The organism is Luteimonas pelagia (genome assembly GCF_054776035.1).
Genome location: NZ_BAAHCG010000003.1, coordinates 479,978 through 506,957 on the forward strand (window position 1 = coordinate 479,978; position 26,980 = coordinate 506,957).

Sequence of the window (26,980 nt, forward strand, 5' to 3'; positions counted from 1 at the left end):
GGCCGAGCGCCCGGGGGAGACGCCGACGATGTTCCGAGCCACGCCGGCGCCCGCCGGTGCCCACCTGATCCGATGCTGCGCAGGGCTGGCAATGGCCCTCGTGCTGGCCGCGTGCGCGCGCGACACGGACCGCGCGCCGGCCCGGGCCGACAGCCCGGCGGCGGCGGTCGAGCGCCTGCTCGGATTCGTGCGGTCCGGCGACGCCGCCGGCTACGCCGACCACGCGGTGCCGCCGGCGCTCCGTCCGCAACTCGAGGCGGCATGGCGCGACGGCCGCGGCCGCTGGCCGGTGACCGAACTGCCCTTCGGCAACAAGCTTCCCGCGATGCTGGCGACGCTGTCGGCGGAAGGATCCGAAGCCCGCCTGCACGGCGCCTTCGACGCCCAGTTCGCGGGTGCGGACCGGGAACTCCGCGCCGCGGCGATGTCGTTGTCGCTGTTCGGATCGGAGTTCGTGCGGACGCATCCGCGCCTGGGCAAGGACGAGCGGGACCATTACGCGCGCCTGGTCGAGGCGGTCGGGGCGTGGGGACGCGACGCCCCGCTGTCGGACAGGGCGCGCGCGCATGCGGCGATCGACCGCCTGGCGGCCGCGGCACGCGAGAGCGGGCTCGCATCGCCCGGCGACCTGCGCAGCGCCGGCATGGCCGACAGCCTGCGCCGGCTGCAGCCCTTCTTCACCGCATGGCTGGCCACCTTCGCCGATTACGGCCTGGACCTGGACGCGGCGCTGGCCGACGCGCGGATCGAGGTCGTCGAGCAGCGCGGCCGGCACGCCCGCGTGCGGCTGAGCTACACACTCGCGGGCGAACCGGTGGAAGCAAGGATCGCGGTGCGCCGGATCGACGGCCGCTGGTACCCGGAGGACAGCCTGCGGCACGTGCAACAGGCCCTGTCCCGCCCGGCCACGCCGATGCCCGCCGACACGCCCGCAAGCACGCCGCCCACCGCCGCGGCCGCATCACCCTGACGCCGCGGCCCGGGGTGGCCCGGCCGCCGATGCGATAATCCCGACGATGCCCAGGCCCGACGCGCAACAGGATCCGCTGCCGTTCCCCGATGCCCCGCAGGCGGGCGGCGAATCGCCTCGAGGCGACGCCGATGACCGCGCGCGGCCGCCCGGCGGATCGGTCGTCCCCGGCACGGACCCGTCCGGCGACGAGGCCGCCGTCGACGCGCGGGCACCGGCCCCGGCCGGCGCCGCGACCCCGCGGCCCTGGTGGGCGCGCCTGCTGGGCCGCCTGCTCGCCCCGTGGATCGAAATCGAGGTCACGCCCAGGGCGCCGGCCGCGCACGTGGACCACCGGCCCGTCTGCTACGTGCTCGAGGACTACGGCCTGTCCAATGCGCTGATCCTCGAGCGCGCCTGCCTCGAGGCGGGCCTGCCCTCGCCGCTGCGCCCGCTCCCGGGTGACCCGCTGGGGCGCAAGCGGGCGTACGTCGCGCTCTCCCGCCGGAACGCCGGGCCGTTGCCGCCGATCGCCGCGATCAAGAAGACGCCACCGCCCGGCAAGACGCATTCGGGCTCGCTCGCGCGGTTGCTCGAGGCCCATCGCGACGACCCCGCGCTCGACGTGCAACTGGTGCCGGTGTCCATCTTCGTGGGCCGCGCGCCGGACAAGAACAGTGGCTGGTTCAGCGTGCTGTTCTCCGAGAACTGGGCGATCGTGGGCCGCTTCCGCCGGCTGCTCGCGATCCTGCTCAACGGCCGCGACACGCAGGTGCGATTCGCGCCGCCGGTGTCGCTGCAGGCGTTCGTGTCCGAGGGCCGCGAGGAAGGGTTGGACCCGGAACGTTCGGTCCGCAAGCTGTCGCGGATCCTGCGCACGCACTTCCGCCGCATCCGCGCGGCGGTGATCGGCCCGGACCTGTCCACGCGCCGGCTGCTCGCCGACAAGGTGCTCTCCTCGCCGGCGGTCAAGGAGGCGATCGCCGACCAGGCGCGTCGCGACAACACTTCGCAGGCCGACGCCTGGCGCAAGGCGCATGCCTACGTGTGGGAGATCGCCGCCGACTATTCGCACCCGGTCGTGCGCTCGGTCTCCTACCTGCTCACGCCGGTGTGGAACCGGATCTACCGCGGCGTGCTGGTCCACCACCTGGACCAGGTCAAGGCCGACGCGCCCGGCCACGAGGTCGTCTACGTGCCCTGCCACCGCAGCCACATGGACTACCTGCTGCTGAGCTACCTGCTCTTCACCCGCGGCATCGTGCCGCCGCACATCGCCGCGGGCATCAACCTGGACCTGCCGGTCGTGGGCAGCATCCTGCGGCGCGGCGGCGCGTTCTTCATCCGCCGCAGCTTCCGCGGCAACGCGCTCTATTCGGCGGTGTTCACCGAGTACGTCGCGCAGCTGGTGTCGGGCGGTTATTCGCTGGAGTACTTCATCGAGGGCGGGCGTTCGCGCACCGGCCGGCTGCTCCCGCCGAAGGGCGGCATGGTGGCGATGACGGTGCGCGCGTTCCTGCGCCAGCCCACGCGCCCGGTGCTGTTCCAGCCGGTCTACATCGGCTACGAGAAGCTCATGGAGGGCAACAGCTACCTGGACGAGCTGTCCGGCAAGCCGAAGCGCAAGGAGTCGGTGTGGCAGCTGCTGGCCGGCATCCCGAAGGTGCTGCGCAGCAACTACGGCCAGGTGGTGGTGAACTTCGGCGAACCGATCCGCCTGGCGGACGTGCTCGCCCGCCACGCGCCCGACTGGGACGGCGCGCCGCTGGACGAGGACGATCGCCCCGACTGGCTGTCGGACACGGTCGACGCGCTCGCCCAGCGCATCCAGGTCAACGTCAACCGCGCCGCGGACGTGAACCCGGTCAACCTGCTGGCGATGGCGTTGCTGTCCACGCCCAAGCACGCGATGGGCGAGGCCGACCTGCTCGCCCAGCTCGCCCTGTCCAAGACCCTGCTGGCGGAACTGCCGTATTCGGCGCACGTGACGGTCACCCCGCACACGCCGGAGGAGATCGTGGCGCACGGCGAGGAGATCGGCATGCTCTCGCGCACGCCGCATCCGCTGGGCGACGTGCTCGGCGTGGACGGCGACACCGCGGTGCTGCTGAGCTACTTCCGCAACAACGTGCTGCACCTGTTCACCGCCCCGGCGTGGATCGCGTGCTGCTTCCAGAACAATCGCCGCATGGCCCGCGACGCGGTGCTCCGGCTGGGCCGTTCGGTGTACCCGTTCCTGCAGTCCGAACTGTTCCTGCCCTGGGACGAGGACGGCTTCGCCGCGCGCCTGTCGGCGACGATGGACCTGTTCGTGCGCGAGGGCCTGCTGCACGAGACCGGGGAGGACGGCGCGGGAATCCTGGCGCGCAGCGCGGGGCAGACCGACGAGGTGTTCCGCCTGCGCGCGATCGGCCATTCACTGCAGCAGGCGTTCGAGCGCTACTACATCGCCATTTCGGTACTCGCCAAGAACGGCTCGGGCACGCTGTCGTCCGGCGAGCTGGAGAGCCTGTGCCAGCAGGCCGCGCAGCGCCTGAGCCTGCTGTACGCGCCGGCCGCGCCGGAGTTCTTCGACCGCACCCTGTTCCGCGGCTTCATCCACAAGCTGCGCGAGCTGCGGCTGGTGTGGCCGGACCCGCAGGGCAAGCTCGCCTTCGACGAGCGGCTGAACGCGTGGGCGCGCGACGCGAAGGTCATCCTGGGGCGCGAGCTGCGCCACACGATCGAGAAGGTCAGCCCGGGAACGGCCAGGGAGCCGGTGCCGGCCGCCGGGGACGCGGACACGGACACGGACACGGACGCAACGTAGCCGCGCTCAGGCCGGCTCGTCCGGGATCAGGTCGCTTTCCAGCCGCGTGATCATGTCCTTGAGCTGGAGCTTGCGCTTCTTCAACCGCTTGACGGCGAGTTCGTCGGCGGCGATGTCGGCCTGCAGGCCGGCGATCGCGGCATCGAGGTCGCGATGCTCCAGGCGCAGCTCGGTCAGGCGCCGTGCCATGCGCGCGAGTTCCGAGGGATCATGGGTCTGCGTCACGCGGTGAAGCCTACGCCGGCCACGCGGCCGCGTCATCGGGGCGCCCGGGGCTAGAATGGCCGCCCCCCGCGCGCCGCCCCCCGCCGATGTCGTCCGTCGTTCCCATCCCGCTGGCCGAACCGGCCCCGCGCAGCGCGCAGGGCGATCCGCGTCGCGCCGCGCACGAGGCCAACCGGCTCGCCAAGCGGCTGCGCCACCAGGTCGGCCGCGCGATCGCCGACTTCGGGATGATCCAGGCCGGCGACCGGGTGATGGTCTGCCTGTCCGGCGGCAAGGACAGCTACACGCTGCTCGACGTGCTGCTGCAGCTGCAGCGCAGGGCGCCGGTCGATTTCTCGATCACCGCGGTGAACCTCGACCAGAAGCAGCCGGGGTTCCCGGAACACGTGCTGCCGGCGTACCTGCGCTCGATCGGCGTGGACTTCCACGTGATCGAGCAGGACACCTACTCGGTCGTGAGCCGCGTCGTGCCGGAAGGCAAGACGATGTGCTCGCTGTGCTCGCGCCTGCGCCGCGGCGCGCTGTACACCTACGCGGCGGAACACGGCTTCACGAAGATCGCGCTGGGACACCACCGCGACGACCTGGTGGCGACGTTCTTCCTCAACCTGTTCTTCCACGCCAAGCTGTCGGGGATGCCGCCGAAGCTGCTTTCGGACGACGGCCGGCACGTGGTCATCCGCCCACTGGCCTACGTGCGCGAGAGCGACATCGCCGGGTACGCGCGCCTGCGCGAATTCCCGATCATTCCCTGCAACCTGTGCGGCTCGCAGGAGAACCTGCAGCGCAAGCAGGTGCAGCGGATGATGGCCGAGTGGGAACGCGAGTCGCCGGGGCGCATCGAGACGATCGCGCGCGCGCTGGGCGACATCCGCCCGTCGCAGTTGAGCGACCCGAAGCTGTTCGATTTCCTGGCGCTCGGCCGCGACGGCGCCACCGGCCTGCACGATGCGCACGCGTGGCTGGCCGGCACCCCGCCGGCCGACGACTGACCCCATCGTCCCGAGCGCAGCGAGGGACCTGCTTTTCCACGCTGGATCGAACAGGAAGCAGGTCCCTCGCTGCGTTCGGGACGACAGCCGCCCATTCACTACCGGATTCCCGATTCGATGTTCTTCCGCAACCTGACGCTGTTCCGCTTCCCCTCTTCGCTGGACCTGTCCGACCTCGAACCCCGCCTCGCCGACCACGCGCTCAAGCCCGTCGGTCCGCTCGACATGTCGTCGCGCGGCTTCGTGGCCCCGATGGGCCGCGACGCGGAAGCGATGACGCACGCCATCTCCGGCGCCACGTGGATCGCCGTCGGCGGCGAGGACAAGATCCTGCCGGGCGCGGTCGTCAACGACCTGCTGTCCAAGAAGCTGGCGGAAATCGAGGAACGCGAGGGACGCCGCCCCGGCGGCCGCGCGCGCAAGCGCCTGAAGGAGGAGTTGCTGCACGACCTGCTGCCCCGCGCGTTCGTGCGCCCGGTGCGGACCGACGCGATCCTCGACGCGGAGCTCGGCCTGCTGGCGGTCGACACGTCGTCCCGCAAGTCCGCCGAGGCGGTGGCCTCGGAAGTGCGCACGGCGATCGGCAGTTTTCCCGCGCTGCCGCTGAATGCCGAGGTCGCGCCGCGCAGCGTGCTCACGGGCTGGATCGCGGGCGAACCGCTGCCCGAGGGCCTGTCGCTCGGCGACGAGTGCGAGCTGCGCGACCCGGCCGACACCGGCGCCGTGGTGAAGGTGCAGCGCATGGAACTGTCGGGCGAGGAGATCGCCAAGCACCTGGAGTCCGGCAAGCAGGTCGCCCGCCTGGCGCTGGTGCTCGACGACCACGCCAGCTTCGTGCTCGGCGACGACCTGGTCGTGCGCAAGTTCAAGCTGCTCGACGGCGCCGTGGACCAGCTCGAATCCACCGACCGCGACGACGTGAAGGCCGAGCTGGACGCGCGGTTCGCGCTGATGAGCGGCGAACTGCGCCGGCTGTTCGCGGTGCTGGAGCCGGCGCTCAAGCTGTCGAAGGTCGACGGCTGAAGCGCGCACGCGCCTACACTCCGCGCATGCCCCCGCTCCGCCGCCTGCTGGCGCCCACGCCTGCCCCGGACGCGCCCGACGCCCTGTCGCTCGCACTGGCGGACGGTCGCGTGGTCGAGGTCGCGCGCGTGCGCCATCCGCGTGCGCGTCGCCTGCGCCTGTCCGTGGACGAGCGCGGGGCGCGCCTGACGCTGCCGCCGCGCGCCAGCCTCGCGTCCGGGGACCGCTTCGTCGCCGAGCACCGGGAGTGGATCGCGCGCCAGCTGGAGCGGTTCGCGCTCGAGCCCGGCGACCCGCTGCGGCCGGGCGGGACGGCTTCCCTGCCCCTGCGTGGCATCGCGCGTCCGCTGTCGTGGCGCGAGGGCCGGTTCACGCGCGTCGCGGAGGAAGGCGACGGCCTCGTGTTCCACGTGACCGGGCGCGCCGGCCACGGTGCGCTCGTGCGTGCGTTGCGCGACTTCTACGCCGCCGAAGCGCGCGCCGATGTCGGCCGCTGGATGCCGCGCTACCTCGCCGGCCTGCCGCGGTCGCCGCGCCAGGTGCGGTTGAAGGTGATGTCCTCGCAATGGGGATCGCTCAGTCCCGACGGCACGGTCGCCCTGGACCTCGCGCTCGTGCTCGCGCCGCCCGCGGCCTTCGAATACGTGCTCGTCCACGAACTGTGCCACCTGGTCCGCGCCGACCACTCGCCCGCGTACTGGCGCGAAGTCGATGCGCGCTGCCCGGGCTGGCGCGTGCAGCGCGAGTGGTTCCGTGCGAACGGACGGCAGCTGAAGGCGAGCCTGCGCGCCCTGCTGGCGCACGACCCTGCCGGCTGACGCGTGTCAGCGGGGCGGCATGGCGGGCAGCGTGCCGTCGCGCTCGCCCCGAAGGAACGCCGCCAGCACGTCCGCGACCCCCGCCGGGTTGGTCATGTGCAGGTGGTGGTCGCCCGCCAGCCGCGTGACCGCGCCCGCGGGCAGCAGCGCCGCGCGCGCCTGGCGCAACGGTTCGGGGAAGTACGGCTGCGCCGGCTCGGCGTAGACCGCGCGCACGGGGCACTCGATGTGCGCGAGCAGGTCGCGCACCTGGCCCTCGGTCATGCGCAGCGCGGTGCTGATGGTGAGGCGCTGGTCCGTCGACCACGACCAGCCGCCCTCGGCCGGGCGCATGCCGCGTTCGACCAGCAGGCGCGCGAGCGGCGCGTCGAGGCCGTTCGCACCGAGCACGCCCAGGTGCACGCGGGCGTGCACCGCCGTTTCGATGTCGGGGAACACGCGCATCGGCTTGCCGCGCAGGGCGCGCCGCGCGGTGACGGCCTCGCGCAGGCGGGTGGTCGTGTGGTCCTCGGCGTCCGCCAGCGCGCCGAGCGCCTCGATCGCGGCGAACCGCGCCACCCGGTCCGGTGCCGCGGCCGCGAGGATGCTGCCGATCGCCGCGCCCATCGAATGGCCGAGCACGCCGAACCGCGCCCATCCGAGTGCGTCCGCGGCATCGAGGACGGTGTGCACGGTGCCGGGCAGCGAGTACTCGGCGCTCGCCGGCAGGTGGTCGCTGCGTCCGTGCCCGGGCAGGTCCAGCGCGACCAGGTCGATGCCGGGCAGGTGCGCGGCGATCGGGACGAAGCTCGCGGCGTTGTCCAGCCAGCCGTGCAGCGCGAGCACGGGTTCGCCGCTGGCGTCGCCGAAGCGCAGGCCGGCCAGGCGGCCGTAGGGCGTGTCGAGTTCGACCTCGCGCATCAGCGTTCCGACCCGATGGATGATCCGCGCGCGTCCATCGCGATCCGTGCCAGCGCGCGCGCATGCCCGGGCGATGCGTTGAGGCACGGGATGTAGCGCAGCCGGTCGCCCCCCGCGGCCCTGAACACGGCCGCGTTCTGCAGGGCGATCTCCTCGAGCGTCTCCAGGCAGTCGACGGCGAAGCCCGGGCACACGACGTCGACGGTGCGCACGCCGTCCCGGGCCAATGCTTCGAGCGTCCTGTCGGTGTACGGCTGCAGCCAGGGCTCGCGCCCGAAGCGCGACTGGTAGGTGAGCAGCGCCTGCGACGGCGGTGCGCCATCGGGCGACGCGCCGAGTGCGCCGAGGATGGCCCGGAACGAGGCCTCGCACTGCCCGGGGTACGGATCCCCGTCCCGCGCGAGTCGCTGCGGGATGCCGTGGAAGGAGAACAGCAGCCGCTCGCCCGCGCCGTGGACCGCGCGGTACGCGCGGATCGAATCCGCGACCGCCGCCACCCAGGCCGGATCGAGGTGGTAGTCCTCGACCATCTCGACCGTCATGTCGCCGGCGGCGGCGTCCGCGTCCCGCTCCAGCACGTCCCGCACCGAGGCGGTCGTCGTGGTCGAGAACTGCGGGTAGAGCGGCAGCACCCGCACCCGCCGGCAACCGGCCCCGCGCAGGGACGACAGGATGGCCGGCAGGGCGGGCGATCCGTAGCGCATGGCGTGCACGACCCGGATCCCCGGCAGTTCGACCGCGACCGCCTCCGCCAGGCGGCGCGTGTGGACCGCGAGCGGCGAGCCGCCATCGGGCCCGTCCATCCAGACCTGTGCGTACTTTTCGGCCACGCGCGGCCCGCGCAGCGGCAGGATCGCGAAATGCAGGATCGGGCACCACAGCCAGCGCGTGAGCTGGACGACGCGGTGGTCGTGCAGGAATTCGGCGAGGTAGCGGCGCACGGCCCGCGCGGTGGGCACGTCGGGCGTGCCGAGGTTGACCAGCACGACGGCGTCGGGGGCGGTATCGTCCGGCACGGGCGGTGCGTGCGGGGTGCTGGCGGTCGCTGGCATCGGCATAGGATGGCAGGCGGCGCGGCGCGTTGCATGCGCGGACGTGCCACGATCATTCCCGTCGGCGGGTGCCTCCAGGACGGCTCAGACCGGATTCATCGCCTCGCGCCTAACGTGAACTCCGCCTGTCCGCGGCACCCCGCCGCGCCACTTCCGAACGCCCGGAGCAAGCCATGCCCGTCTCCAAGACCGCCCGACTGCGCCGCGCCGCGGCGCTGGCCGCCGCCCTCGTGCTGCTGTCCACGAGCCTTGCCGCCGCCGCCGGCCCGCGCGAGGACGAACGCGCCCGCAACGCCACGCGCGTGGTGCGCGAGATCCAGTCGATCCCCGAGTCCGCGATCCCCGACAAGCTGCTCGACCAGGCCCATGCGATCGCGGTGATTCCCGACACGCTCAAGGCCGGCCTCTTCATCGGCGGCCGCCGCGGCCACGGCCTGCTCGCGGTGAAGTCGCCGGACGGCACCTGGTCGGCGCCCAGCTTCATCAAGCTCACCGGCGGCAGCATCGGGCTGCAGGCCGGCGTGCAGTCCTCCGACATCGTGCTGGTGTTCAACAGCCCGCGCGGGCTGGAGGGCATCGTCAACGGCGAGTTCACCCTCGGCGCGGATGCCGGCGTGGCCGCCGGCCCGGTCGGCCGGACCGCGGCGGTCGCCACCGACGGCGAGCTCAAGGCGGAGATCTGGTCCTGGTCCCGCGCGCGCGGCCTGTTCGCGGGCGTGGCGCTGGACGGCGCGGTGCTGTCGATCGACGACGCCGCCAACGTCGCCGCGTACGGGACGGGCACCACGCCCCGCATGATCTTCGAAGGCCGGGCGCAGGGTCGTGCCGGCGAGGCGATCACCGGCTTCCGCGACAGCCTGGAAGAGGCGACCGCGGCCGCGCGATACGCCCGCGGCACGGAGCGGCCGCTCGGAAGCACGCGCGCGCCCGCCACGCCGCCGGCAAACGCGGACGCCGCCGCCCGGGCGGGCGCGGCGACCACGGCGCCCGTGGCCCCTGCCCGCGACGCGTCGTCGGCGCCGGGCGCGTTCGAGACGGTCGAGCCGGCCGACGAGGACGCCACGCAGGTCGAACCGCTGCCCTGACCGGCCCGGTCCACCCGCCGGGCGGGCCGGCCATGCGCGGCGCCACGCGGCGCTGCGCTATCCTTTCCCTCCTGCGTCCTGAGCGGAGTGCCCGCCGTGATCGGTTGGAAGGAACTGCTGATCGTCCTGGTCATCGTGCTGCTGGTGTTCGGCACCAAGCGGCTGGCCAACCTCGGCAAGGACCTCGGCGAGGGCGTGCGCGGCTTCAAGAAGGGCATGCAGGGCGACGACGCGCAGGACGCGCCGCCGCCGAAGCTCGGCGAGGACCGGCGCGATGCCGGGCAGGCCGGCGCCTCGCGGGACCGCGACCCCGCCGACCACCCCCGCGACGGGGCCTGAGCGCCGGCGCCCCGCGCGCCGCGCCCGCCCCGCACCCGCCATGTTCGAGATCGGCTTCAGCGAGCTGCTGATCGTCGGCGTCGTCGCGCTCATCGTGCTCGGTCCGGAGCGGCTGCCGCGCGCGGCCCGGATGCTGGGCCTGTTCGTGCGCCGCGCGCGCGCGCACTGGTACACGGTGAAGGCCGAACTGGACCGCGAACTGGCCGACGAGGACCTGCGCCGGAGCCTGGCCGAGGCCCGCGAGGCCGGCGACAGCCTGCGCCGTGACCTCGAAGCCACCGCGCGGGACATCGAAACGGGCCGCGTGGCGGACGGCACGCCGCCCGGGGACGCCGGCGAAGACGCATCGCGGAACGACCGCCGTGACGGGTGAGCCCGGCAGCGCGGAGGCAGGCGCGGCCGACCGTGAACCCGGGCTGGTCGCGCACCTGCTGGAGCTGCGCTCGCGCCTGCTCCGGGCCGTGCTCGCCCTCGTCGTCGCCTTCGCGGCGCTGCTGCCCTTCGCCAACGACCTCTACGCCTGGCTGGCCGCGCCACTGCTCGCGCGGCTGCCCGAGGGCGGGCAGCTGATCGCGATCGAGGTCGCCTCGCCGTTCCTCGCGCCGATCAAGCTGGCGCTGTTCGCCGCGCTGCTGCTGGCCACGCCCGTGGTGCTCTACCAGCTGTGGGCGTTCGTCGCCCCGGGGCTGTACCGGCGCGAGAAGCGGCTCGCCATGCCGCTGCTGGTGTCGTCTGTGGCGCTGTTCTACGCCGGCTGCGCGTTCGCGTACTACGTGGTGCTGCCGGCGATGTTCGCGTTCCTCACCGCCAGCGCGCCGGAAGGCGTGGCGATGATGACCGACATCAGCCGCTACCTGGATTTCGTGCTGGTGATGTTCCTGGCCGCGGGACTCGGCTTCGAGGTGCCCGTGGCGGTCCTGATCCTCGCGCTGCTGGGCTGGGTGTCGCCGGCGCAGCTGGCGCACGCGCGCGGCTACGTGATCGTCGGCATCTTCGTGGTCGCGGCGATCATCACGCCGCCGGACGGGGTGTCGCAGGTGCTGCTGGCCCTGCCGATGGTCGCGCTGTACGAAGTCGGCATCCTGCTCGCGCGGTGGCTCGCGCCGAAGTGACGCAATGCGGCCCCGCGCCGTTCGCGCGCCGCGTGGCGGCATGGACGCTCGATGCCGTGCCTGCGTCGGCGGTCGCGGTCGCGGCCACGTGGCGCGGGCTGGCCGGCCTGGCGGAGGCGCTGGCGGCCCCGCGCGACGCCCTGGTCGCGTCGATGGTCGGGCTGCTGGACGCGGAGGCATCGCCGGGCGGCGCCCCCGCGGCGCTGCTGGCCGCGCTGGCCGGCAGCGGACTTGCCGCGCAGGCGAACGCGCTGGCGACCCACCTGGTGGTGGCCATGCTTCCGACGGCCGGGGTCTTCGCGCTCGCAATGGTGGCGCTGCACGTCGCCGGCGAATGCGGGCGCTGGCGCGGGTCGCCGGGCAAGCGGCTGCTCGGGCTGCACGTGGCGCCCGCGAACGACCCCGCCGCACGCATGTCACCCGGGCGCAGCCTCGCGCGCAATGTCGCCGGCACGCTGTCCTGGGTCACCCTCAACCTGGGGCACGCATGGGCGCTGGTGCCACCGGCGCACCAGGCGCTCCACGACCGCATCGCGCGCACGCAGGTGTACGGGCCCGACCGCCCGCTGCCCCCGTGGGCGACCGCCTGGCTCTGGCTGGCCGGCGCGGGCACGCTGGCGCTGCCGGCATGGCTGTTCCAGTGGATGCACGACGGCCTGGCGGCCGCGCTGGGCGTCGGCTGACCGACGCGCGCCGCGTCAGGCGGCGACCGCGCCGTCGTCAGTCCCGGCTCCGTCGCCGGCCACGTCGCGCCACAGGTAGTACATGACGCCGAACATGACCACGATGACCGCCACGATCACCGCGACGTAGAGCGGCGCGCCCAGCACCACGACGATCCAGGCGCCGACCGCCTTGCCCAGCAGGGCGATCACCGCCGCCAGCAGCGCGCCCACGAGTGCGAAGGCGACGACCGCCAGCAGCATCACCACGCCGAACACCAGCAACGGCAGCAGGTTGCGCAGTGCGCCGGAGAAGCCGTCGACGAACGCCTCGACGACGCCGCGCCCGCGCAGCGCGACCTGGCCCAGGCCGACCGCCTGCAGCGCGTAGAAGAACAGGCCGAGCACCACCATCGCGACGAACACGAGGCCGAACCCCTGCGGTGGCGTCGCGTCCGGCGGCGCCTGACCGGGCACGGACGCCTGCAGCGTCTCGAGGTACCAGCTGCCGACCTCGGGCGCGAGCACCGCGACGACGCCGGCGACCAGCAGGTTCTGCACGATCGTGACCAGCAGGATGAAGCCGATCGCGCGCAGGCTGGTGGTGGTGTCGCGGAAGCCGCCGAGCACGTCCAGCGCGCGCGCGGGACGCCCGTGCTCGACCGCGTCGATCAGCCGCAGGTAGCCGACCATCAGCATCGCCATGACCAGCATCAGCGGCAGGATGGTGAGCAGCGAGATGGCCATCATGCCGGTCGTGCCCGGCGACGTCGCCGCGGCGACGCCGCCCATCAGCAGGCTCACGCCGAGCGCCACCACGAACACGGCGACCAGCAGCAGCGCGGCACCGCCGAAGATCGCGCGGGCGTTGCTGCGCCCGAGGTTCACCGCATGCTTCAGCCAGCCCAGCCCCGCCCCCGCGGGCATCGCGCGAATCGCCATGGAACTCCCCGGAATCGTCTGTCGTCGCCGCGGCCGTCGCGGCGCCCCGTCCGCATCCTAGCAGCGGCCGCGCGGGCCGGGGCCGGCTCAGCGATGGCGGGCGTGCGCGGCGAACCGGCGCAGCGCCAGCCGGGCGTAGGGCGCGGGACGCACGCCGCGCGCGAGCCGGTCGGGGTCGAGGCCGTCCCGGGCCAGCGCCTCGCGCCGCGCATGGACGTAACCGCGCATGTGGGTGGCGCTGAACTCGGGATGGAACTGGACGCCCCACGCACTGTCGCCCCAGCGGAACGCCTGGCACCCGTCGCCGGCCGAGCGCGCGAGGACGGTCGCGCCGGGCGGCGGGCGCAGGACCGTCTGCAGGTGCGACGCCTGCGCGACGAAGCGGCGCGGCAGCCTGCCGAAGACCGCGTCCCGCTCGGCCGGTCCATGCACGTCGACCTCGATCGTGCCCATCTCGCGCCCGGCCGGGTTGTCGCCGACCTCGCCGCCCAGCGCGTGCGCCAGCAACTGGTGCCCGTAGCAGATGCCGAACAGCGGCAGGCCCGCGTCGGCGGCCCCGCGCAGCCAGTCGGCGGCGCGCTCGCTCCAAGCCGCGCGCTCGGTCACCATCGCCGGCGATCCCGTCACCACGGCGCCGGAGAAGTCGCCATGCGGCGGTGGCGCTTCACGGGTGGCATCCACCGCCACCGCGTGCGCGCGGTCGATGCCGGCGGCCACGCGGATCCAGTGCGGGAAGTCGCCGTGCCGCCGGAGGCCGGGCACCGGCTTGCCGGTTTCGAGGATGAGCAGCGGTCGCGCGGATCGGGCCATCGGGACGCCTGGATATGGACCGGTGCGGCTCGGGACGGGCCGCGCGCACCGGGGTCGCCGCAGGCCGGCCGCTATACTAGCCCGCTGTCCAGCGCCGGCCGCACCATGCCCGCAGAGCCACAGCAGGCCCCCACCTTCCAGCAGCTGATCCAGCGCCTGAACGCGTACTGGGGCGCACATGGCTGCGTGCTCGTGCAGCCCCTGGACCTGGAAGTCGGCGCGGGCACGTTCCATCCCGCGACCTTCCTGCGCGCACTCGGGCCCGAGCCGTGGAACGCGGCCTACGTGCAGCCCTGCCGGCGCCCGACCGACGGCCGCTACGGCGAGAACCCCAACCGCCTGCAGCGCTACTACCAGTACCAGGTGGTGATGAAGCCGAGCCCCGACGACATCGTCGAGCGCTACTTCGACTCACTGCGCGAACTGGGCATCGACCCGGAGGTGCACGACCTGCGGCTGGTCGAGGACAACTGGGAGTCGCCGACGCTCGGCGCCTGGGGCCTGGGCTGGGAGGTCTGGCTCAACGGCATGGAGATCACCCAGTTCACCTGGTTCCAGCAGGCGGGCGGGCTGGAGTGCCGGCCTGTGCTGGGCGAGATCACCTACGGACTCGAGCGGCTGTGCATGTACCTCCAGGACGTCGACGACGTCTTCGACCTGGTCTGGACGCACGGACCCGACGGCACCCCCGTGCTGTACCGCGACGTGTACCACCAGAACGAGGTGGAGCAGAGCGCCTACAACTTCGAGCACGCGGACGTGGCCGAGCTGTTCCACCGGTTCGACGCCTGCGAGGCCGAGGCGATGAAGCTGGTGGGACTCGAGTTGCCGCTTCCGGCCTACGAGCAGGTGTGCAAGGCCTCGCACAGCTTCAACCTGCTCGACGCGCGACGCGCGATCTCGGTGACCGAGCGGCAGCGCTACATCCTGCGCGTGCGGCGCATGTCGCAGGCGGTGGCCGAAGCCTACGTGGCGCGCCGCGCCGCGCTCGGCGGCGAAGGGGCGGCGGCATGAGCACGATGGCGCCCCTGCTGATCGAGATCGGCACCGACGAATTGCCGGTCAAGGCCTTGCCGGGCCTGGCGAAGGCCCTGTCCGACGGCGTGCTCGCCGGCCTGGCGCGCCGCGGCGTCGCGGTCGAGCGCGGGGATGCGAAGCCCCTGTACGGCCCCCGCCGGCTGGCGGTCCTGCTGCCGGCCGTGGCGGTCGAGCAGCCCGAACAGCGCAGCGAGGTGTTCGGCCCCTACGTGAACATCGCCCTCGATGCGGACGGCCAGCCGACGCGCGCGCTGCAGGGCTTCGCGCAGAAGGCCGGCGTCGACTGGACCGCGCTCGAGCGCACGTCCGACGCGAAGGGCGAACGCTTCGTGCACCGTGCGGTGGCGCCCGGTGCCCGCACCGCGGACCTGGTGGGCGAGGTGCTGGCGGAGGCCGTCGCCGCGATGCCGATTCCCAAGCCCATGCGCTGGGGCGCGCACGCGCACGCGTTCGCCCGCCCGGTGCACTGGCTGGTGGCGCTGCTCGGCGACCAGGTGCTCGACGTCGCGCTGATGGGCGTGCAGGCCGGACGCATGAGCCGTGGCCACCGCTTCCACCACGACAAGCCGGTCTGGATCGGCGAGCCCGGCGACTACGTCGAAGCGCTGCGCGGCGCGCGGGTCCTGGTCGATCCGGACGCGCGCCGGGCGCGCATCGTGGAGGCCGTCGAGTGCGCCGCGGCGACATCAGGTGGCCGGCCGCGCATCGACGATGGCAACCTCGAGGAGGTGAACTGCCTGGTCGAGTGGCCGGTCGCCATCGCCTGTGCCTTCGACCGGGATTTCCTCGCCGTGCCGGCCGAGGCGCTGGTCGCGACCATGGAAACGAACCAGAAGTTCTTCCCCGTGCTCGATGCCGGGGGCGCGCTGACGCCGCACTTCGTCGGCATCGCGAACATCGAGTCGAAGGACGCCGGCGAGATCCGCCGCGGTTACGAGCGGGTGATCCGGCCGCGCTTCGCCGACGCGCGGTTCTTCTTCGACGCCGATGTGAAGCAGGGCCTGGCGGAGATGGGCGCGGGACTGGCGTCGGTGACCTACCAGGCGAAGCTCGGCTCGCTGGCCGACAAGGTCGAGCGTGTTGCCGCACTGGCCGGATCGGTCGCGCGCGACACCGGCGTGGACCCGACGACCGCCGAGCGCGCCGCCCGGCTGTCCAGGAACGACCTGCAGTCCCGCCTGGTGGGGGAGTTCCCCGAGCTGCAGGGGATCGCCGGCCGCCATTACGCCACGCTGTCGGGCGAAGCACCCGAAGTCGCCGCCGCGATCGACGAGGCGTACATGCCGCGCTTCGCCGGCGACCGCATCGCACCCTCGCCGCTCGGCCGTGTGCTGGCGATCGCCGAGCGGCTGGACACGCTCGCGGGCGGCTTCGCCGCGGGCCTCAAGCCGACCGGCAACAAGGATCCTTTCGCCTTGCGGCGCAACGCGCTGGGCCTGGCGCGCACGCTGCTCGAGGGCGGTGTCGACGTAACGCTGCGCGCGCTACTGGCCGCCGCCGTCGCGCGCCAGCCCGCCGCGGCGGGCACGGTCGACGTGGACGAACTGGAGGGTTTCGTCCTCGATCGCCTGCGCGGGTACTACGCCGAGAAGGACGTCACGCCGCAGCAGTTCGAGGCGGCCGTGGCCGTCGAGTCCGTGTCGCTGCCGGACCTGGACCGGCGTCTCCAGGCGATCGCCGCGTTCGACGCGATGCCGGAGGCCGAAGCCCTCGCCGCCGCGAACAAGCGCAGCCGCAACATCCTGCGCAAGGCCGCGGACGCGATCCCGGCCTCGGTGGATCCGGCGCTGTTCGAGTCGGAGGCCGAGCGCGCGCTGCACGTCGCGGTCGACCAGGCCATCGCCGACACCGATCCGATGCTCGCCTCGCGCGACTACGTCACCGCGCTCACGCGCCTGGCGCAGCTGCGGCCGGAAGTCGATGCCTTCTTCGACCAGGTCATGGTCAACGCGGAGGACGCCCGCGTGCGCGGCAACCGGCTCGCGCTCCTGCAGCGGCTGTCCGACCGGCTCGGCAGCGTGGCCGCGATCGAGCACCTGTCGCGCTGAAGCAGGCCCGGGCGCGCGTGCGCCCGGCCCGGTTCCGGCTTACGCTGCGGCGGTCGCGGGCCCGCGACGCCGCCGGCGCGCGCGATGCTCGAGACCCTCACCGTCCTGTGGCAGGAATTCGTCGACACCGAACACCTCGGCGCCTGGCTGGTGCTGGGCTACGTGGTCTACCTGGCGTGGGTCGGCGGCTGGATCCTGCTGCAGAAGCGGGAACCTGCCGCGACGATCAGCTGGCTGCTCGGGCTTGCACTGCTGCCCTACCTCGGTTTCGTCGTGTACTACTTCCTCGGTCCGCAACGCATCCGCAGGCAGCGGATCCGCCGCGAGCGGTCGCGGGCCGGCCTGCCCCGCCGCGGGGCGCGCGGCGACGGTGACCCGGAACTGCTCGAACTCACCCGGCTGGCGCAGGCCACCACCGGACTGCCGCCCACCGGCGCCGACGCCGCGCGACTGCTGGACGACGGCGAGGAGAAGTACGAGGCCCTGTGCGCGGACATCGCCGCGGCCCGCGAGCACGTGCACCTCGAGTACTACATCTGGCACCCGGACGGGATCGGCACCCGGCTGCGCGACCTGCTGGTCGAGCGCGCGCGCGCGGGCGTGCAGGTGCGCCTGCTGCTGGACGCGGTCGGCGCGGCCAAGTGCCGCGAATCCTGGTTCGCGCCGTTGTGCGAAGCCGGCGGCGAACTGGCGTGGTTCCATCCGATGCGCCTGAAGTTCTGGAAGCGGCCATGGCTGAACCTGCGCAGCCACCGGAAGATCGTGGTGATCGACGGCCGCATCGGCTACACCGGCGGCATGAATGTCACTGACGACCAGGACGAGCGGGTCAAGCCGGAGGCGGCCTACCGGGACCTGCACCTGCGCCTGGAGGGTGGCGTGGTCGGCTGCCTGCAGGCGGTGTTCGTCGAGGACTGGGCATACGCGACGAAGCGGGTGCCGTCACTCCGCGGGCCGGCCGCCAGCGGCGGCGCGATCGAAGCGCAGGTGGTGCCTTCGGGGCCGGATTCCCCATGGGAGGCGATCCATCGCGTGCACATCGCGGCCATCCATGCCGCGCGTAAACGGGTCTGGCTGGCGACACCGTATTTCGTGCCCGGCGAGGCGGCGATGATGGCGCTCACCTCCGCCGCGCTCGGTGGCCTGGACGTGCGCCTGCTGCTGCCGAAGATGAGCGATTCGCGCCTGGTGACGTACGCCGCGCGTTCCTACTTCGACGAGTTGCTCGAGGCCGGGGTCAAGATCTACGAGTACGGACCGCGGCTGATGCACAGCAAGGCCCTGCTGGTGGACGACGACCTGGCGCTGATCGGCAGCGCCAATTTCGACCACCGGAGTTTCCGCCTCAACTTCGAGGTGTCGGTCCTGTTCCGGGACGCGACCATCGCCGACGCACTGGCGCAGCGGTTCGCGCGCGACCTGGGCCAGGCGCCGCGCGTGCGGCCCGAGCGCGACCGGCCGCTGGTCCGGGACCGCCTGCCGGAGGCGGCCGCGCGACTGCTCTCGCCACTGCTCTAGCGGTCCCCGCCGCGCCGGCGCGTTGGCGCTAGACTTCCGCGATCGCCGCCCGGAGGACGCTTCGATGCCCTGGATCTACCTGCTGCTGTCGGTCGGTGCCTTCGCGCTGGCGTTCATGGCCGCGTCGCCCTGGCTGGTGGTCGTGGCACTGGTCGCCGCGCTCGTGCTGCTGGTCGCCTGGGTGATGACGCTGTTCGCGCAGCGCGTGGGCAACCGCGCGCGCGACGAGGCGCAGATGCTCGACCCGATGGAACTGCGGCGGCTGCGCGAACAGGCGGAGGCCCGCCGCGCCGCGGCATCGGGGACCGGACCGGTCGACGAGCCGACCCCGCCGGCGGGCTGACGGCGGGTGGCGTCCACGCGACTCAGCGTCAACGTCAACAAGGTCGCGGTGCTGCGCAACTCGCGTGGCGGACGCGAGCCGGACGTCGTGCGTGCCGCCGCGGCCTGCCTGGATGCAGGCGCCCACGGCATCACGGTGCACCCGCGTCCCGACGCCCGCCACATCCGCGCGGACGACGTCCATGCCCTCGCCGCGCTGACCCGCGCGCGCGGCGTGGAGTACAACCTGGAGGGCAATCCGTTCGCGCCGCCCCGCGCCGGCTATCCCGGCTTCCTCGCCCTGTGCGAGCAGGTCCGGCCGGCCCAGGCCACGCTGGTGCCGGACGGCGATGCACAGGTCACCTCCGACCATGGCTTCGACCTCGCCGACGACCCCGGTCCATTGCGCGAGCACGTGGCCGCGCTCCGGTCGTTCGGGTGCCGCGTGAGCCTGTTCGTCGACGCGGGGTGTCCGCGCATCGAGTCCGCGGCCGACGTCGGTGCGGACCGGGTCGAGCTGTACACCGGTCCGTATGCCGCGGCGTATTCCGGTGGCGACCCGCGCGCGGCGCTCGCCGCGTGCGCGGAGACGGCGCGGCGGGCGCGCGCCGCGGGCCTCGGCGTGAACGCGGGCCACGACCTGGACCAGGCCAACCTTGCCGCGTTCCTGCGCGGCGTGCCCCGTGTCGAGGAGGTGTCGATCGGCCACGCGCTGATCGGCGAGGCGCTGTACGCGGGGCTCGACGCGACCGTCCGTGCGTACGTGCGGATCGTCGAGGACGGCGCTGCCGGCTGAGGCCGCCGGTGCGATCCCTGCCGGCCCGCCTCCATCCAGGCAAAAAAAGACGCCGCCCGAAGGCGGCGTCGAAGACTCGTCTGGCGTGGTAAGCGCCGGGGGCCTGGCGTGGCCCCGGCATGACGCGATGGCTACTGGCCCTGCAGGAACCCGATCTTGACCATGTGGGCGTTCTTGGCGGAAGCCAGCACCTTGGCCAGCACGCCGTAGTCCGCGTTCGCGTCGGTGTCGATCTCCAGCAACGGCTGGTTGGTCGGATCCTGCTGCACGACATCGACCATCATCTGCTGCAGGTTGCCCAGCGGCTGCGGCGAACCGTTCCAGAAGACCTGGCCGGCACCGTCGATCCGCAGCTTGATGGGATCCTTCGGCTGGGTCTGCGGCGGCGGCTGGTTGGACCGCTGCGGCAGGTCGACCGAGATCTCGAAGGTCGTCGGCGGCGCCGTCACCATGAAGATGATCAGCAGGACCAGCATCACGTCCGCGAGCGGAATGATGTTGATCTCGGCCATCGGGCCGCTGCCGGAGTTGGAGCTGAAAGCCATCGTTCGATCCTCGAGCCGCTAGCGGCTCAGTTTTCCTGCAGCGAGATGAACCCGATCTTGCGCATGCCCTGACGCTGGGCGATGTTCACGATCTCGTCCACGACCCGGTACTTGGTGGTCCGGTCGCCACGTACCTGGATGGTCGGCTGTGGGGTCTTCTGGGCCTCCACCGACAGCCGGCTCTCCAGCAGTTCGCGGGTGATCGGCTCGTCGTTCCAGTACAGGCTGCCGTCGTCGGTGACCGCGAGGGTGATCGGCGGGACGGGCGGCGCCTCGTCATCCGGTTCCTCGATGGTCGCCTCGGGCAGTTCGACCTGCACCTGGTGCGACATCAGCGGCGTGGTGACCATGAAGATGATCAGCAGCACCAGCATCACGTCGACCAGGGGGACGACGTTGATGGTGGCCATGGGCCCGCCGCTTTCGCTATTCGTACTGAAGGCCATGTGGGGACTCCGTCAGACCGACCGTGCAGGCTCAGCGCTTGACCTGGACCTCGCCGACGCGCGAACCGGTCGCGAAGAAGTCGTGCAGGTCATGGGCGAAGGTGTCGAACTTGTTGTTCGTCACGCGGTTCAGGCGCACGAAGAAGTTGTAGCCGAGCACCGCCGGGATCGCGACGAACAGACCGATCGCGGTCATGATCAGCGCCTCGCCGACCGGGCCGGCCACGGCGCCGATGGAGGCGTTGCCGCTGGCACCGATGCGGATCAGGGCGCGGTAGATGCCCCACACGGTGCCGAGCAGGCCGACGAACGGCGCGGTCGAACCGACGGTGGCCAGCACGGTCAGGCCGGACTCGAGCTTCATCGACTCGCGGGTGACGGCCTGGCGCAGGGCGCGGTCGACGAACTCGGAGCGGTTGAGGGTCTCGACCAGGCGCGAACCTTCATGGCGCTGGTGGTGGGCGGCGGCCTGGGCGGCGTCGAGCGCGATCTTGGAGAACGGCTCCGAGCGCGGCTGCTCTTCCATGTAGCGGATCGCGTCCTGGGCGTTCGGGGTTTCCCAGAACGTGGCGACGACGCGGTCGGCGCGCGAGCGCAGGCGCATGTTCTTGATGAAGTTGACGATGATCCAGTAGATCGACATCACGGACATCAGGACCAGGGTGATCAGCACAACCCAGCCCAGCAGGTCCATGTGCTGGATCATGTCCGCGAAGCCCATCTGCTGGAGGGCAGCGGCGTTGTTGTCGCCTCCGGCCGGGGCGGTGGTGGTTTCCTGCAGCATGACGCTTACCTTTGAGAGTCGTGGAAAGGAGGTGTTACGGGTGTCGCAGCAAACGGCTCAGCCGGTCGGTTGATCAGTTGAGCGTGAAATCGACGGGAACGCGGACGGTGCTGGCGACGGGCTGGCCGTTCTCGACCGCGGGGTTGAAGCGCCAGCGGCGCGCGGCGCGCACGGCCTCGCGGTCCATGTCGCGGTTGCGGCTGGAACGTTCGACCTTGATGTCGAGCACGTTGCCCTTGGCGTCGATGCTGATCAGCAGCACCACCGTGCCCTCGATGCCCTGGCGCAGCGCCTCGCGCGGATAGTCCGGCGGGTTGTTGGCGCGCGAGGACGGGTCGACGCTCGAGCCGATGTTGGTCGGCGGCGCGGGCGGCGCCGGGGGTGCCGGCGGCGGAGCCGGGGTGTCGACCGGGGACGGCTCGTCGAACACGACCGGCGGCGCTTCGGGCGGCGGCGGGGTCGGGGTCGGGCGCGGCGGGGACAGTTCGCGGACCGGGCGCGGCTCCGGGGGTTCCGGCGGCGGCGGCGGCGGCGGCGGGGGCGGGGGCGGCGGGCGGATGAAGTTCACCATGGTGACTTCCTCCTCCTCGTCCTCCGCATCCGGCGGGGCGACCGGAGCGAGCAGCAGCAGGAGGGCGGCGACATGCATCGCGATGGCGAACGCCAGGCCGATGATGCGGGCCCAGTTCAGACCTTCGCGGTCGTCCTTCTTCCTGACGTGGTTCGGCAGTTGATCCGTCATGCGCGGGGGGCTCGGTGAATGCCGGGCGCCTCGGCGCCGCGGGGTGCAATCAGGCGGCCGCCCCTAGGCGGCCACGGGAATCCCTAAGCTTATACCAATCCCCTTGCCGTGTACCAACCCGGCAAGGGGGTGGAACAGACCGGGTTCTCAGTTCGGAAGGGCGAGGATCTTGCGGGCCTCCTCGGGGTTGCCGATGCCCTTGTCGATGGCCTGCTGCGCGGCGCGCTTGGCCTCCGCGATCCGGTCCGCCTGCCAGAGGACGCGGGCGAGGTTGAGGTAGGTGTCGCCGTCGTCGTCGAGCGGCGCGGCCTTGGTGTAGAACTCGATCGCCTTGGCGTCGTTGTCGGTGTAGTAGTACGACTGCGCCAGCGCGAGGTAGACCTCGTGGTTCGGCTTGAGGATGCCCTTCGACAGGCCCTCCTCGATCACCGCGATCGCCTGCGACTCGCGGCCGTCCATGTTGAGGTAGGTCGCGTAGAGCTGGCGGTACTCCTGCTCGCTCTCCAGGGCGCCCGACGCGCGCACGCGCTCGAGCACCGCGGCGGCCTTGTCCATCTGGTCGGCCTGCAGGTAGATCGAGGCGAGGTTGAGCTGCATGCGCTTGTTGCCCGGGTCCTTGGCGAGGATCTCCTCGGCGACGCGCGCGGCCTCTTCCGGCTGGTCGAGTTCGAAGTAGATGCCGACCAGCAGCTGGGTCCAGCTGGGATCCGGCGACTCGCTCGCCGCCAGCGCGGCCTTCACCGCCTCGGCGGCCTCCGGGTAGCGCTCCATGTTGTAGAGCGTGTTGCCCTTGAGGATGAGCTTCTGCGGGTCCTCGGACTTGGTTTCCGAGATCAGCCGGTCGAGCGTGGCCAGGCCCGCCGCGTCGTCGCCCTGCTGGATCTGCAGCTGGGCCAGCAGGAACATCGAGTCGTAGTGCCCGTTGTTGTCCAGGCCATTCGCCTCGACGGCCTGCTTCAGCAGCGCGACGGCGCCCGGCACGTCGTCGAGGTCGTAGGCGGCCTGCGCGCCGATCTGCGCGGCCAGCGCGCGGATGTAGGTGCTGGACGAACCCGAGGCCATCAGCGCGGCGGACAGTTCGCGTGCCTTCGCGAAGTCGTCCTCGTTGTAGGCCGTGATCATCTCGTTGACCTGCTTGCGCGCATCCGACGGGACGTCCTTTTCCGGGGACTGGCGGGTGGCCTGCGGATACTTGGCCGGCACCTCCTCCTCCGCCTCCGAGGCGCGCGCCTCGCGTTCGGCGGTGCGACGGTCGTGGCGCTCGCGGGTCACCTGCGCGCTGGCGTCGGCGATGCTGCCGAGGGCGAGCAGGGCGCCGATCGCGGCGGCGAGCAGCGTGTGGTGGCGGGACGTGTTCATGGGGGACACCTCTTCAAGGCTGCGCGACCACCGTCGCGGATTCGGAACGGCCGGAAGCGCGCCATGGCGCTGTCCCGCCGGGGGGGCGTCACGCTACCAGAACGTGCGTCGAAAGCGCGAGCGTGGACGCGGCGGCCATTCATGCTGGCCCGGTCCGCGCCCGGGAGTAACGCCCCGGTAACGTCCGTGTCACCGGTTCCTAACACCGCGGTCCCGGATCAGCGGCAGTCCGGCCGCCGTCCCGCCGCGCGTGCCTGCTCGTAGTTCGGCACCAGCGCCTGCGCGCGCTGGCGCATTTCACCGATCCGCGCCTGCGGGTCGGGGTGGGTGCTGAGGAATTCGGGCGGCCGGTTGCCACCGGCGGCGATCATGTTCTCCCACAGCGCGACCGCGCCGCGCGGGTCGAAGCCGGCCTGGGCCATGAGGCGCTGGCCGATGATGTCGGCCTCCTCCTCCTGCGCGCGTGACCCCGGCAGCAGGAACCCCGTCTGCGCGAGGATGCTGCCGCCCTGGGCCGCGGCGCTCGCGGCGCCCTGCCCGTACTGCGAACCCAGCAATGCAGAGACCACCTGCAGCGCACCGGAGGCGCCGGCCTGGCGGGTGATGCGCTCGTCGTGGTGGCGTGCGGTCACGTGGGCGATCTCGTGCGCGAGCACGCCGGCCAGCTGGTCCTGGTTGCGGGCGACGCTGAAGATGCCGGTGTAGGCGCCCACCTTGCCGCCCGGCAGCGCGAAGGCGTTCGGACTGCCGTCGACGAACAGCGCCGTTTCCCACTGCAGCTGCCGCCATTGCGCCGGCAATTGCGCCACCAGCGAATTCACCACGCAGCGGACATAGGTCGTCTGGCCGGCGTCGCCGCTCTGCTGCTTCTGGGTCTTGAGCTGCGCGAAGGCCTGCGCCCCGAGCTGGTTGAGCTGCTCCTGCGGCACCGCGCCGACGTACTGGGTGCGCCCGGTCGGGGACGTGGTGGTGGCGCATGCGGCGACGCCGGCGGCGATCGCCAGCGACAGCACGATGGGCTTGAGGGCATTCATGGCCGGTCCTTGGGTGGGGAGGGAGACGGCGATCGTGGCAGCGCCCCGGTTCAAGGCGGCGTCAAACGCGCGGCGTCCGCTCAGCCCAGGGTCGGGAATGCCTCGCGGGCGCGGGCGGCGCGCTCGACCGCCGTGTCGGGGATCTCGCCCCGGGCGTGCCACGCTTCGACCTGGCGCAGGCGCGCCAGCAACCCGTTGCCGTTGGCGAGCTGGATCGCCAGCCCGGGGCGGGCATTGAGCTCGAGGATCATCGGCCCGCGATCGCGGTCCAGGACGAAGTCCACGCCGACGTAACCGAGGCCGGACAGCCCGTTGCAGCGGGCGGCCATCTGCAGCAGGTCGTTCCAGTGCGGGATCTGCAGTCCAACGAGCGGGTGTTCGGTGTCGGGGTGCTCGCGGACCACTTCGGTGCCGAACACGCCCCGGCGGGTCACCCCGGTCGGCAGGTCGATGCCCACGCCGATCGCGCCCTGGTGCAGGTTCGCCTTGCCGTCGGATTCGCGCGTGGGCAGGCGGATCATCGCCATCACCGGCACGCCCAGGAACGCGATGATGCGGATGTCCGGCACCCCCTTGTAGCTGACCTTTTCGAACACCGGGTCGAACTGCACGCAGTACTCGACCAGCAGGTGGTCGGGCTGGCCACCGAGGGAGAACAGTCCCGACAGGCCGTTCGACAGGTGGTGCTCGAAGTCCCCGCGAGACATCAGCGTCCCGCTGGCGCGCCGGTAGCGATCGCCCTTGCGGCCGGCGATCACCAGGATGCCGTCGCCACCGGAACCGTGCGCGGGTTTCACGACGAAACTGCCGCGGCGAGCGAGCTTCCCGTGCAGCTCGCCGATCTCGTGTTCGGCACGGACGACCGCATACAGGTCGGGCACCGGCAACCCGGCCGAGATCGCCAGCTTCTTGGTCAGCAGCTTGTCGTCCACGCGCGGATAGAAGCGGCGCGGATTGTGGCGCAGCACGAAGTCCGCGTTGCGGCGGTTGATGCCCATCAGCCCGACGTCGTGCAGCCGCCGCGCGATCTCGAACGGGTTGCGCAGCGGGTTCATCCCGGCGTCGCCGGCGGTTCGGGGGCGATCGGGTCGGGGTCGGCGGCGCGCTCGCGTGCGAGCGCGCGGAACCGGTAGAGCTCGGTGAGCCGGTACCCCGCGTAGCGCCCGAGCAGCAGGCACGCGGCGAGCAGCAGGAGCAGCGTCTCGGGGAACACGAACACGAAGCGCTCCAGCCAGGGCCAGCTCATGGCGATGTAGACCACCGCGGACACGACGAGCGTGCCGAGCGCCTCGCGCACGGCCACCGCGCCGCCGCGCTCGTCCCACACCACGGACATGCGCTCGATGGTCATCGCCATGATCACCATCGGGAACAGCGCGACCGACAGGCCGACCTCGAGGTCGAGTCGATGGAACAGCACGCTGGTCCCGGCCATCAACAGGACCACCACGATCAGCACCGCGGTCAGTCGTGGAACCAGCAGCAGGCGCAACCGCTCCAGGTAGAACCGCGCCAGCAGGCCCGCGCCGACGACCAGCGCGAACAGGCCGATGCCCGAGGCCAGGCCGGTGTCGCGGAACGCCAGCGCCACCAGCACCGGCATGAACGTGCCGAACGTCTTGACGCCGACCACGTTGCGCAGCAGCAGCATGATGAAGGCGCCGACCGGCACCATGAGCAGGATCGCGTAGGTCTGCTGCGCCTGCAGCGGCAGCCCGAGCAGCGAGAACTGGACCAGTTTCGCGTCGCGCACTTCCAGCCGCCGTTCGGCGACCGCGACCGCGTTGGCCAGGTTGTGGCTGGCGCGCAGCTCGAAGCTCGCCTTGTCGTTGCCTTCCACCGCCGCGACCGGACCCGCGCCGACGCTCCAGAGGAAGAAGTCCTCCGGCCAGCCGGCAGCGTCGCTGCGCGGGTCGACCAGGAACCAGCGCGCGTCGTCGCCGAGCACGGCCAGCCATGGGCGGAGTTCCCCGGGACCCTGGTCCGCGTCGAGCTGCAGGCCGTGCACGGGGCGGGCGATGATGTTGCGCGCCGCCAGCATGCCCGCCATCAGCGCCACCTGCTCGTGCTCGCTTTCGTACAGGTCCGCGAGCAGCGCCAGGTCCTCGCCCTCGGCCTCGAGGAAACGGCGCACCAGGCCGCGCGCGAAGGTCTCGGTGTCGGCGGACTCCTCGCGGACCCGGTCGAGCACGGCGCGGGACGCCGTGGCGTAGGGCTCGTCGAGTTCGGGGATCAGCGCCTGCTCCTCGGGCAGGAGCAGCAGCGGCCGCGCCGCCGGGCGCGCGCGGACCACGTGGGCACGGTAGTAGAGCGCCTGCTCGCCATCGGCCTGGCGGATCGCCCACTGGATCCGGCGGCCCTGCGGGCTGGCGTCCTCCAGCTTCGAATAGCCGCGGGCGACGAAGCGTTCGTCGAGCACGCTCCAGCCGGGCGTGTCGCCGGGGACCTGCAGCGTGACCCGGTTCGCGCCCTGCTCCGGGATGAAGCCGATGCGCGCCTGCAACGTCCAGACTTCGATCTCGGCATCCGGCTGCAGCGGGAACTGCAGCACGCGCCACTTGTAGCCGATGGCCGCGAGCGCGATGGCGGCGATCGCCAGCGCCAGCAGGTAGAGCTGGGTCTTCTTCATGC

General features: G+C 72.3%; 28 protein-coding genes. 15 read left to right on the forward strand and 13 right to left on the reverse strand.

Annotation, left to right across the window (positions count from 1 at the left end; genetic code table 11):
- The first annotated feature begins 28 nt into the window (after positions 1-28).
- Positions 29-970, forward strand: a complete 942-nt coding sequence (locus tag ACYU7H_RS11150) for a hypothetical protein (RefSeq protein WP_460814733.1) — start codon at positions 29-31, stop codon at positions 968-970.
- Positions 971-1,016: 46 nt separating this feature from the next.
- Positions 1,017-3,758: a glycerol-3-phosphate 1-O-acyltransferase PlsB gene (gene plsB / locus ACYU7H_RS11155; protein ID WP_460814735.1), complete on the forward strand. Its 2,742-nt coding sequence runs from the start codon at positions 1,017-1,019 to the stop codon at positions 3,756-3,758.
- 6 nt (positions 3,759-3,764) lie between these two features.
- On the opposite strand, the gene ACYU7H_RS11160 is transcribed toward plsB, so the two are convergent.
- Positions 3,765-3,947 (reverse strand): YdcH family protein, encoded by a 183-nt coding sequence (locus ACYU7H_RS11160; RefSeq protein WP_460815048.1) that lies wholly within the window; start codon positions 3,945-3,947, stop codon positions 3,765-3,767.
- Between the two features lie 122 nt (positions 3,948-4,069).
- On the opposite strand from ACYU7H_RS11160, the gene ttcA reads away from it, so the two are divergent.
- The 3 genes from ttcA (at position 4,070) to ACYU7H_RS11175 (ending at position 6,816) form a co-directional block, all read left to right on the forward strand.
- The gene (gene ttcA / locus ACYU7H_RS11165; protein WP_460814736.1) at positions 4,070-4,975 is read left to right on the forward strand and encodes a tRNA 2-thiocytidine(32) synthetase TtcA; all 906 of its coding nucleotides are present in this window, start codon (positions 4,070-4,072) and stop codon (positions 4,973-4,975) included.
- A 117-nt stretch (positions 4,976-5,092) separates the two neighbouring features.
- A complete protein-coding gene (locus ACYU7H_RS11170; protein WP_460814738.1) occupies positions 5,093-5,998 on the forward strand; it encodes a recombination-associated protein RdgC in 906 nt (301 codons plus the stop codon).
- Between the two features lie 26 nt (positions 5,999-6,024).
- Positions 6,025-6,816: a M48 family metallopeptidase gene (locus tag ACYU7H_RS11175; RefSeq protein WP_460814739.1), complete on the forward strand. Its 792-nt coding sequence runs from the start codon at positions 6,025-6,027 to the stop codon at positions 6,814-6,816.
- Positions 6,817-6,822: 6 nt separating this feature from the next.
- Here the strand turns inward: ACYU7H_RS11175 and ACYU7H_RS11180 are convergent, their stop codons facing one another.
- Positions 6,823-7,716: an alpha/beta fold hydrolase gene (locus ACYU7H_RS11180; RefSeq protein WP_460814741.1), complete on the reverse strand. Its 894-nt coding sequence runs from the start codon at positions 7,714-7,716 to the stop codon at positions 6,823-6,825.
- On the reverse strand, positions 7,716-8,768 hold the full coding sequence (gene hemH / locus ACYU7H_RS11185; protein WP_460814743.1) for a ferrochelatase: 1,053 nt from the start codon (positions 8,766-8,768) through the stop codon (positions 7,716-7,718). Before hemH ends, ACYU7H_RS11180 begins: the two co-directional genes overlap by 1 nt.
- Positions 8,769-8,965: 197 nt before the next feature.
- Here hemH and ACYU7H_RS11190 point away from each other — a divergent pair, with 197 nt between their 5' ends.
- The 5 genes from ACYU7H_RS11190 (at position 8,966) to ACYU7H_RS11210 (ending at position 11,987) form a co-directional block, all read left to right on the forward strand.
- Positions 8,966-9,853 carry a lipid-binding SYLF domain-containing protein gene (locus tag ACYU7H_RS11190; protein ID WP_460815049.1) on the forward strand — a complete coding sequence of 296 codons (888 nt, stop codon included), beginning with the start codon at positions 8,966-8,968 and terminating at the stop codon, positions 9,851-9,853.
- A 96-nt stretch (positions 9,854-9,949) separates the two neighbouring features.
- Positions 9,950-10,192: a twin-arginine translocase TatA/TatE family subunit gene (gene tatA, locus ACYU7H_RS11195; protein ID WP_460814745.1), complete on the forward strand. Its 243-nt coding sequence runs from the start codon at positions 9,950-9,952 to the stop codon at positions 10,190-10,192.
- A 40-nt stretch (positions 10,193-10,232) separates the two neighbouring features.
- A complete protein-coding gene (gene tatB / locus ACYU7H_RS11200; RefSeq protein ID WP_460814747.1) occupies positions 10,233-10,565 on the forward strand; it encodes a Sec-independent protein translocase protein TatB in 333 nt (110 codons plus the stop codon).
- Positions 10,555-11,304 carry a twin-arginine translocase subunit TatC gene (gene tatC, locus ACYU7H_RS11205; protein WP_460814749.1) on the forward strand — a complete coding sequence of 250 codons (750 nt, stop codon included), beginning with the start codon at positions 10,555-10,557 and terminating at the stop codon, positions 11,302-11,304. The genes tatB and tatC overlap by 11 nt, the downstream gene beginning before the upstream one ends.
- A complete protein-coding gene (locus ACYU7H_RS11210; RefSeq protein WP_460814751.1) occupies positions 11,286-11,987 on the forward strand; it encodes an RDD family protein in 702 nt (233 codons plus the stop codon). The genes tatC and ACYU7H_RS11210 overlap by 19 nt, the downstream gene beginning before the upstream one ends.
- A gap of 15 nt (positions 11,988-12,002) precedes the next feature.
- Here the strand turns inward: ACYU7H_RS11210 and ACYU7H_RS11215 are convergent, their stop codons facing one another.
- On the reverse strand, positions 12,003-12,908 hold the full coding sequence (locus ACYU7H_RS11215) for a hypothetical protein (protein WP_460814753.1): 906 nt from the start codon (positions 12,906-12,908) through the stop codon (positions 12,003-12,005).
- An 87-nt stretch (positions 12,909-12,995) separates the two neighbouring features.
- The gene (locus ACYU7H_RS11220) at positions 12,996-13,718 is read right to left on the reverse strand and encodes a glutamine amidotransferase (protein WP_460814756.1); all 723 of its coding nucleotides are present in this window, start codon (positions 13,716-13,718) and stop codon (positions 12,996-12,998) included.
- 105 nt (positions 13,719-13,823) lie between these two features.
- Here ACYU7H_RS11220 and glyQ point away from each other — a divergent pair, with 105 nt between their 5' ends.
- From glyQ to ACYU7H_RS11245, 5 genes are all read left to right on the forward strand, one after another.
- On the forward strand, positions 13,824-14,732 hold the full coding sequence (glyQ, locus tag ACYU7H_RS11225; RefSeq protein WP_460814758.1) for a glycine--tRNA ligase subunit alpha: 909 nt from the start codon (positions 13,824-13,826) through the stop codon (positions 14,730-14,732).
- Entirely contained in the window at positions 14,729-16,804 is a 2,076-nt protein-coding gene (gene glyS, locus ACYU7H_RS11230; RefSeq protein ID WP_460814760.1) for a glycine--tRNA ligase subunit beta, read from the forward strand. The genes glyQ and glyS overlap by 4 nt, the downstream gene beginning before the upstream one ends.
- Before the next feature lie 84 nt (positions 16,805-16,888).
- Positions 16,889-18,322 carry a cardiolipin synthase gene (gene cls / locus ACYU7H_RS11235; protein ID WP_460814762.1) on the forward strand — a complete coding sequence of 478 codons (1,434 nt, stop codon included), beginning with the start codon at positions 16,889-16,891 and terminating at the stop codon, positions 18,320-18,322.
- Between the two features lie 64 nt (positions 18,323-18,386).
- Positions 18,387-18,665, forward strand: a complete 279-nt coding sequence (locus ACYU7H_RS11240) for a hypothetical protein (protein WP_460814763.1) — start codon at positions 18,387-18,389, stop codon at positions 18,663-18,665.
- Positions 18,666-18,671: 6 nt separating this feature from the next.
- Positions 18,672-19,439, forward strand: a complete 768-nt coding sequence (locus ACYU7H_RS11245; RefSeq protein WP_460814765.1) for a pyridoxine 5'-phosphate synthase — start codon at positions 18,672-18,674, stop codon at positions 19,437-19,439.
- A gap of 131 nt (positions 19,440-19,570) precedes the next feature.
- On the opposite strand, the gene ACYU7H_RS11250 is transcribed toward ACYU7H_RS11245, so the two are convergent.
- The 8 genes from ACYU7H_RS11250 to ACYU7H_RS11285 all read right to left on the reverse strand — a co-directional run bounded on the left by ACYU7H_RS11250 (position 19,571) and on the right by ACYU7H_RS11285 (position 26,978).
- Positions 19,571-19,984, reverse strand: coding sequence for an ExbD/TolR family protein (locus tag ACYU7H_RS11250; protein WP_460814767.1), 414 nt, complete (start codon positions 19,982-19,984; stop codon positions 19,571-19,573).
- Positions 19,985-20,010: 26 nt separating this feature from the next.
- Positions 20,011-20,430 (reverse strand): ExbD/TolR family protein, encoded by a 420-nt coding sequence (locus ACYU7H_RS11255; protein WP_460814769.1) that lies wholly within the window; start codon positions 20,428-20,430, stop codon positions 20,011-20,013.
- 31 nt (positions 20,431-20,461) lie between these two features.
- Positions 20,462-21,214, reverse strand: coding sequence for a MotA/TolQ/ExbB proton channel family protein (locus tag ACYU7H_RS11260; RefSeq protein WP_460814770.1), 753 nt, complete (start codon positions 21,212-21,214; stop codon positions 20,462-20,464).
- Between the two features lie 73 nt (positions 21,215-21,287).
- Entirely contained in the window at positions 21,288-21,956 is a 669-nt protein-coding gene (locus ACYU7H_RS11265; protein WP_460814772.1) for an energy transducer TonB, read from the reverse strand.
- A gap of 147 nt (positions 21,957-22,103) precedes the next feature.
- A complete protein-coding gene (locus tag ACYU7H_RS11270) occupies positions 22,104-23,315 on the reverse strand; it encodes a tetratricopeptide repeat protein (protein WP_460814774.1) in 1,212 nt (403 codons plus the stop codon).
- A 218-nt stretch (positions 23,316-23,533) separates the two neighbouring features.
- Positions 23,534-24,349 carry a M48 family metallopeptidase gene (locus ACYU7H_RS11275; RefSeq protein WP_460814776.1) on the reverse strand — a complete coding sequence of 272 codons (816 nt, stop codon included), beginning with the start codon at positions 24,347-24,349 and terminating at the stop codon, positions 23,534-23,536.
- Positions 24,350-24,429: 80 nt separating this feature from the next.
- Positions 24,430-25,404 carry an alpha-L-glutamate ligase-like protein gene (locus ACYU7H_RS11280; RefSeq protein ID WP_460814777.1) on the reverse strand — a complete coding sequence of 325 codons (975 nt, stop codon included), beginning with the start codon at positions 25,402-25,404 and terminating at the stop codon, positions 24,430-24,432.
- Positions 25,401-26,978 (reverse strand): UUP1 family membrane protein, encoded by a 1,578-nt coding sequence (locus ACYU7H_RS11285; protein WP_460814779.1) that lies wholly within the window; start codon positions 26,976-26,978, stop codon positions 25,401-25,403. Before ACYU7H_RS11285 ends, ACYU7H_RS11280 begins: the two co-directional genes overlap by 4 nt.
- Positions 26,979-26,980 lie beyond the last annotated feature (2 nt).

What these genes read in the sequence shown, in the direction of transcription:
- ACYU7H_RS11280 (WP_460814777.1), bottom strand. Translation starts at nt 25,404, where the DNA reads ATGAACCCGCTGCGCAACCCGTTCGAGATCGCGCGGCGGCTGCACGAC.
- ACYU7H_RS11180 (WP_460814741.1), bottom strand. Translation starts at nt 7,716, where the DNA reads ATGCGCGAGGTCGAACTCGACACGCCCTACGGCCGCCTGGCCGGCCTG.
- ttcA (WP_460814736.1), top strand. Translation starts at nt 4,070, where the DNA reads ATGTCGTCCGTCGTTCCCATCCCGCTGGCCGAACCGGCCCCGCGCAGC.
- ACYU7H_RS11255 (WP_460814769.1), bottom strand. Translation starts at nt 20,430, where the DNA reads ATGGCCTTCAGTACGAATAGCGAAAGCGGCGGGCCCATGGCCACCATC.
- ACYU7H_RS11220 (WP_460814756.1), bottom strand. Translation starts at nt 13,718, where the DNA reads ATGGCCCGATCCGCGCGACCGCTGCTCATCCTCGAAACCGGCAAGCCG.
- ACYU7H_RS11150 (WP_460814733.1), top strand. Translation starts at nt 29, where the DNA reads ATGTTCCGAGCCACGCCGGCGCCCGCCGGTGCCCACCTGATCCGATGC.
- ACYU7H_RS11285 (WP_460814779.1), bottom strand. Translation starts at nt 26,978, where the DNA reads ATGAAGAAGACCCAGCTCTACCTGCTGGCGCTGGCGATCGCCGCCATC.
- ACYU7H_RS11275 (WP_460814776.1), bottom strand. Translation starts at nt 24,349, where the DNA reads ATGAATGCCCTCAAGCCCATCGTGCTGTCGCTGGCGATCGCCGCCGGC.
- ACYU7H_RS11175 (WP_460814739.1), top strand. Translation starts at nt 6,025, where the DNA reads ATGCCCCCGCTCCGCCGCCTGCTGGCGCCCACGCCTGCCCCGGACGCG.
- plsB (WP_460814735.1), top strand. Translation starts at nt 1,017, where the DNA reads ATGCCCAGGCCCGACGCGCAACAGGATCCGCTGCCGTTCCCCGATGCC.
- ACYU7H_RS11260 (WP_460814770.1), bottom strand. Translation starts at nt 21,214, where the DNA reads ATGCTGCAGGAAACCACCACCGCCCCGGCCGGAGGCGACAACAACGCC.
- glyS (WP_460814760.1), top strand. Translation starts at nt 14,729, where the DNA reads ATGAGCACGATGGCGCCCCTGCTGATCGAGATCGGCACCGACGAATTG.
- glyQ (WP_460814758.1), top strand. Translation starts at nt 13,824, where the DNA reads ATGCCCGCAGAGCCACAGCAGGCCCCCACCTTCCAGCAGCTGATCCAG.
- ACYU7H_RS11170 (WP_460814738.1), top strand. Translation starts at nt 5,093, where the DNA reads ATGTTCTTCCGCAACCTGACGCTGTTCCGCTTCCCCTCTTCGCTGGAC.
- ACYU7H_RS11240 (WP_460814763.1), top strand. Translation starts at nt 18,387, where the DNA reads ATGCCCTGGATCTACCTGCTGCTGTCGGTCGGTGCCTTCGCGCTGGCG.
- ACYU7H_RS11270 (WP_460814774.1), bottom strand. Translation starts at nt 23,315, where the DNA reads ATGAACACGTCCCGCCACCACACGCTGCTCGCCGCCGCGATCGGCGCC.
- ACYU7H_RS11160 (WP_460815048.1), bottom strand. Translation starts at nt 3,947, where the DNA reads ATGGCACGGCGCCTGACCGAGCTGCGCCTGGAGCATCGCGACCTCGAT.
- ACYU7H_RS11265 (WP_460814772.1), bottom strand. Translation starts at nt 21,956, where the DNA reads ATGACGGATCAACTGCCGAACCACGTCAGGAAGAAGGACGACCGCGAA.
- hemH (WP_460814743.1), bottom strand. Translation starts at nt 8,768, where the DNA reads ATGCCAGCGACCGCCAGCACCCCGCACGCACCGCCCGTGCCGGACGAT.
- ACYU7H_RS11250 (WP_460814767.1), bottom strand. Translation starts at nt 19,984, where the DNA reads ATGGCTTTCAGCTCCAACTCCGGCAGCGGCCCGATGGCCGAGATCAAC.
- tatB (WP_460814747.1), top strand. Translation starts at nt 10,233, where the DNA reads ATGTTCGAGATCGGCTTCAGCGAGCTGCTGATCGTCGGCGTCGTCGCG.
- ACYU7H_RS11215 (WP_460814753.1), bottom strand. Translation starts at nt 12,908, where the DNA reads ATGGCGATTCGCGCGATGCCCGCGGGGGCGGGGCTGGGCTGGCTGAAG.
- cls (WP_460814762.1), top strand. Translation starts at nt 16,889, where the DNA reads ATGCTCGAGACCCTCACCGTCCTGTGGCAGGAATTCGTCGACACCGAA.